This is a genomic window from Streptomyces sp. NPDC048270 (assembly GCF_040652335.1).
GTDB lineage: Bacteria > Actinomycetota > Actinomycetes > Streptomycetales > Streptomycetaceae > Streptomyces.
The window spans coordinates 1-4,085 of sequence record NZ_JBEZLV010000100.1 but is presented as its reverse complement, the minus strand read 5'-3'; the positions used below and the strand labels follow the sequence as shown (position 1 = coordinate 4,085).

Sequence of the window (4,085 nt, the reverse complement as noted above, 5' to 3'; positions counted from 1 at the left end):
ACGCGAGCCTCGGCAGCCATCAACAACCGACGCTGCCGCTCGTCCAGATGCGGAAACAACACCTCGAACTCCACAGCGAGTTGGGCACGAGTCTCGCCCGGGATGCGCATACCACACCAACGAGCCCCGGCACGGGAAGCAACACCTTCATTCCCTGCAATCCCTAAGGGCTTGCCGATCATTAACACGTCGCTTTGATCTTGTTGCTGGGCTCGCCGGTCAGGGCGAGGACACGTGCTTGGAGCGCTGCGAGACCGGCGGGTGGGGTCGTTGCGGGCGTGATGGCAATGCCGTGCGTGTCGAGCAGTCGCCGGTTCTTCAGGAGGGTGCGGTGTATGGCGGTCCTGCTGCTGCCGAACAGCACGGCCAGAGGTTCCGCGGCCAGGGCGACCCGCAGGTGGAGCACGGTGGCCAGGACCTGTTCAACGAAAGAGAGCCGGGGTGGTCGGCCGCGCTGTAAGTCGCCGGCCGGGGCCAGAGTTGCTGTGAGTTGGTCCAGCTGCTGGCGGGTCATCCCGGTCAGCTCGGGATCAAACAGCAGGGACTGATCCCACTGCCGGGCGTGTTCCCGCGGGGCCGGGGCCGCCGGGACGGTCGGGGCCGGCTGGGGATGCAGGGCATAGTTCCAGTCGCCGTGGAAGTTGTGCCGGGTCAGCGGCAGGGCGGCCATCTCCACGTCCGCGATCTTGACGCCGGTGGGATAGGAGTTGGTGTCCAGCTGGGAGGTCACACGCAGTCCGGTGCGGGTCGTGGTCGCCGCGATCGACTGCACAATGACCTCGTGGCTGGTCAGCGGGCGGCCGCGCCAGTTCATGGTGATGTGCGAGAACAGCCGATGCTCGATCTTGTTCCACTTCGACGTCCCCGGCGGCAGGTGGCACACGGTGATCGTGAGCCCCGTCTCGGCGGCGAGGCGGGCGAGCTCGAGCTTCCAGGCTCGGGTGCGGTAGCCGTTGGAGCCTCCAGCGTCCGCTGTGATCAGCAGCCGTGTCGCCCGCGGGTAGGCGGCTTGGCCTTGGCCCTGCCACCAGCGGCGGATGGATTCCACGGCGAACGCCGCAGTGTCGTGGTCGGTGCCGACGTTGACCCAGCCGGTATTCGCCGCCAGGTCGTAGATCCCGTAGGGGACGGCCTTGCCCAGCTGCGGGTCGGCGAAGTCGTGCATGTGGACCGGCACGGGATCGCCAACCGGGCGCCACTGTCGGCCGGTGTTCTTGAAGTCGCCGACGAGTTCCTTCTTCTTGGTGTCCACGCTGATCACCGGCTGGCCGGCGTCCCGGTGCTCGCGCGCCTGCTCGTTGAGATAGCGGAACTGAGCGTCGCGGTCCGGGTGCTGGCCGCCCTCCAGGGTCTTGGCGTTGGCCTGCAGACTGAAGCCTTCCTCCCGCAGCAGGCCGACGATGGTGTCCGCGCTGACCTTGTGGCCAGCCCGGGTCAGCTCCCGCGCGAGGGCACGGGCGGACTTCACCGTCCACCGCAGCGGCGACATCGGATCCCCGCGCTCGTCCGGTTCCACCAGTGCCAACAGCGCGGGCCGTAGTCCCAGGTCGAGATCCGCGACCCGTTTGCGTCCACCGCCCGGCCGCCGCACCCGCCCCAGGGGCTCCTCACCCGCCTCGAGCTCGGACACACCCTTGCGGACCGTCGTCTCACTCACCGCAGCCGCCCCGGCCACGGCCCGGATGCCGCCATGCCCCAGCACCCGGGCCTCCGCGGCCAGCATCAGACGACGCTGCCGCTCGTCCAGAGCAATCCGCGATGAAACAACGGGATGAAACGCTCTCTGAGTGGATGTTCTGTCCGCTGAAGCCCGGTTTGACGCCGTCTGCCTGAAGACTGATAAGAGCTCGTAACACGATCACGATTCGGGTTTGTTGAGGTGTCGCCAGCAGATGAGGCAGCGATCATGATCGTATTATGAGCTCTAAGAGGCCCCGCTGTTGGCGACAGCGGGGCCCTTGTGCGCCTCGGGGGATGAACAAGGGGATGGAGGATCTGTTTGGACCGGACGGATCAACGATCGAGTGCGCCATCGGTTGTTCATCCGCGGGAGGATTCCCCCGAACGGCTGCAACTGCTGTGCGCAGTGAAGCCGCAGTCTTGGAGAGATGTCCCGAGCCATCGTTGCCTTGGCGGGTGCCCGTCTGTCAGGTGATGTCAAGGCATTCGCTCACGCTTCCGACATCCAGGGTCTCCGGAGTGACTCCGTAGTGGCGGACGATCAGGGAAGCGATCCGAACAGGCTCCTTCAGCTGGCCCGCCTATCGATGCGACGCCGTATGCGACGCTGCATCGTGGGTGGCAGGAGCGGGATGCGCTCTTGTTCGTCGAGGCCTGCCCAGATCCCGTACTCCTCTGGACTGGTGAGAGCCCACTTCCGACAGTCATCGATGACAGGGCATTGGGCACACAGGGCCTTGGCCTTCTCTACTCGAAGCGTGGCATCGCGGGTCTCTCCGTTAGGGAAGAAGACATCCGCCTGGTTTCGGCATTGGGACTTGTGGCGCCAGTCCATGACTCATCTCACTTCTTACTCTGCTCTGCCATTCTAATTTCGGCATGCTATTGCTATTCGTCGATCTCGACGAGGGCTCAAATCCTCCGATGATTTAAATCAAGTGCTTGAATGAGTGCCGCAGACGCAAGGATAATTAGACTGCATAGTTTCACAGGTGAGAGGGATGGGCAGGCGGCAATTACCCCTCGCCAAGACACGAGGGCGTGATTGAACCGCTATCTCAATGGGTAGAGTATTCGCTCCTAGGCACTCAGGCGCTATGCCGATTGTCAGGACCGTCGGTGCAGGCATACCTTGCCTCGGCGAATCGTATTGAGGTTCGGCCTGCGAACTCGACCGCATTTGAGACATCGGGCGGGCCAGGGAAGTCGACTATTTCCGGGGTATGGAACCAGAGGAATGTATCCTGCCGAGCGAAATTCTCGTTCTGCCTGCTTCGCTGAGGTCTGGCGGGGATGTCCACATTTGCAAGACCGTCCCGCGCGGATGTCGGTAAGTCGGGGGCGGCGTTCGACTCCACACTTTCTACAGCGCGCCCGCCAGGAGGAACCCGCTCTCCCAGGATACGGCTCCAGCGGGTCGTAACCAGCGGCCCAGATCTCCATTTCTGCGCACTCGGAAGTGATGCTGTTCGAATGCAAACCCTTGCACCCTGCGCGAAGCCGGTCGAGTTTTAATACCGCCCTCGCACCGCAACTGACACAATGGGATGACTTCAAGGCCATCGCCGTGCCCGGGAGACCCTCCAGTGGCTCACCTATCGGCTTTACCTCGATCACCGCGACGTCGGAAACATGCAAATCAGGTCGCGTGTCCACTCGTTCTCCAATCACGTCTGATGCGTGAGAAGGCCCCGATGGCTGGATGTCGTGACTGCTTCCCGATTCGGTCACTCTTTTAAGAGCCATACACAGCTCCCAGAGGATCGACACCTCCCTGAATCCGATGGTATCCATGCTCCCTCATGTAATCGACGCCACCGTCGTACTGGTTTGGATGCGGGCGGGGCGGAACTAAAGTACGGTCACGCGCCCACGGGGTATGCGGGCGTCGTGCCTGACGGTGTCCAGTGGCAACTCGGGGCCCGTGGAGCCACCAGGTAGATCTCCACGTGCGGATGGCTATGGCCGCGTGGCTGACGCGGCGCGTGGCCAGCGATGAGCCGGAGCTGCTCAAGCTGACCGCCGATGTCCTGGACCTAGCCGAGGGCAGGGCGGTGACCTGGGCCCTGGACATGACCGACGGCGAACCTGTCTGATGATCACCTTCTGGCCCGCCACGGCCAGGAGCTTGTCTATATCCCCGGCGTCGCGGTCAACCGCACCCCCGCCGACCAGGCCAGAATGCGCAACGATCTGTTGCCCGTCCGCCTCGACGACGAGGCCGTCATAGAGCTGCGTCTGCTGACCGAGCGCCGCACGGACCTCGTCACCGACCGCACCCGCGTCACTCACCGGCTCCGGGCCCTACTGAGACGTCGTTTCATTTGGTGAGGCGGCGGTGGCAGATGAGGGCTGCGGCTATGCCGACGAAAGCAAGGAAGTGTTCGGCCTTGCGTTCGTAGCGG

Annotated in this window: 3 protein-coding genes and 1 pseudogene; 1 reads left to right on the top strand and 3 read right to left on the bottom strand. The window is 63.9% G+C overall.

Going from position 1 to position 4,085, the window contains the following annotated elements:
• From AB0D66_RS34145 to AB0D66_RS34135, 3 genes are all read right to left on the bottom strand, one after another.
• A partial coding sequence (locus AB0D66_RS34145; protein WP_362311040.1) for a hypothetical protein occupies nucleotides 1-182 on the bottom strand: 182 nt, incomplete at its 3' end.
• On the bottom strand, nucleotides 182-1,753 hold the full coding sequence (locus tag AB0D66_RS34140; protein WP_362311041.1) for an ISAzo13 family transposase: 1,572 nt from the start codon (nucleotides 1,751-1,753) through the stop codon (nucleotides 182-184). The genes AB0D66_RS34145 and AB0D66_RS34140, both read right to left, overlap by 1 nt.
• A gap of 495 nt (nucleotides 1,754-2,248) precedes the next feature.
• Nucleotides 2,249-2,515, bottom strand: coding sequence for a WhiB family transcriptional regulator (locus AB0D66_RS34135; RefSeq protein ID WP_362311039.1), 267 nt, complete (start codon nucleotides 2,513-2,515; stop codon nucleotides 2,249-2,251).
• A gap of 1,138 nt (nucleotides 2,516-3,653) precedes the next feature.
• On the opposite strand from AB0D66_RS34135, the pseudogene AB0D66_RS34130 reads away from it, so the two are divergent.
• Nucleotides 3,654-3,981, top strand: a pseudogene (locus AB0D66_RS34130) (transposase); the annotation flags it as partial.
• Nucleotides 3,982-4,085 lie beyond the last annotated feature (104 nt).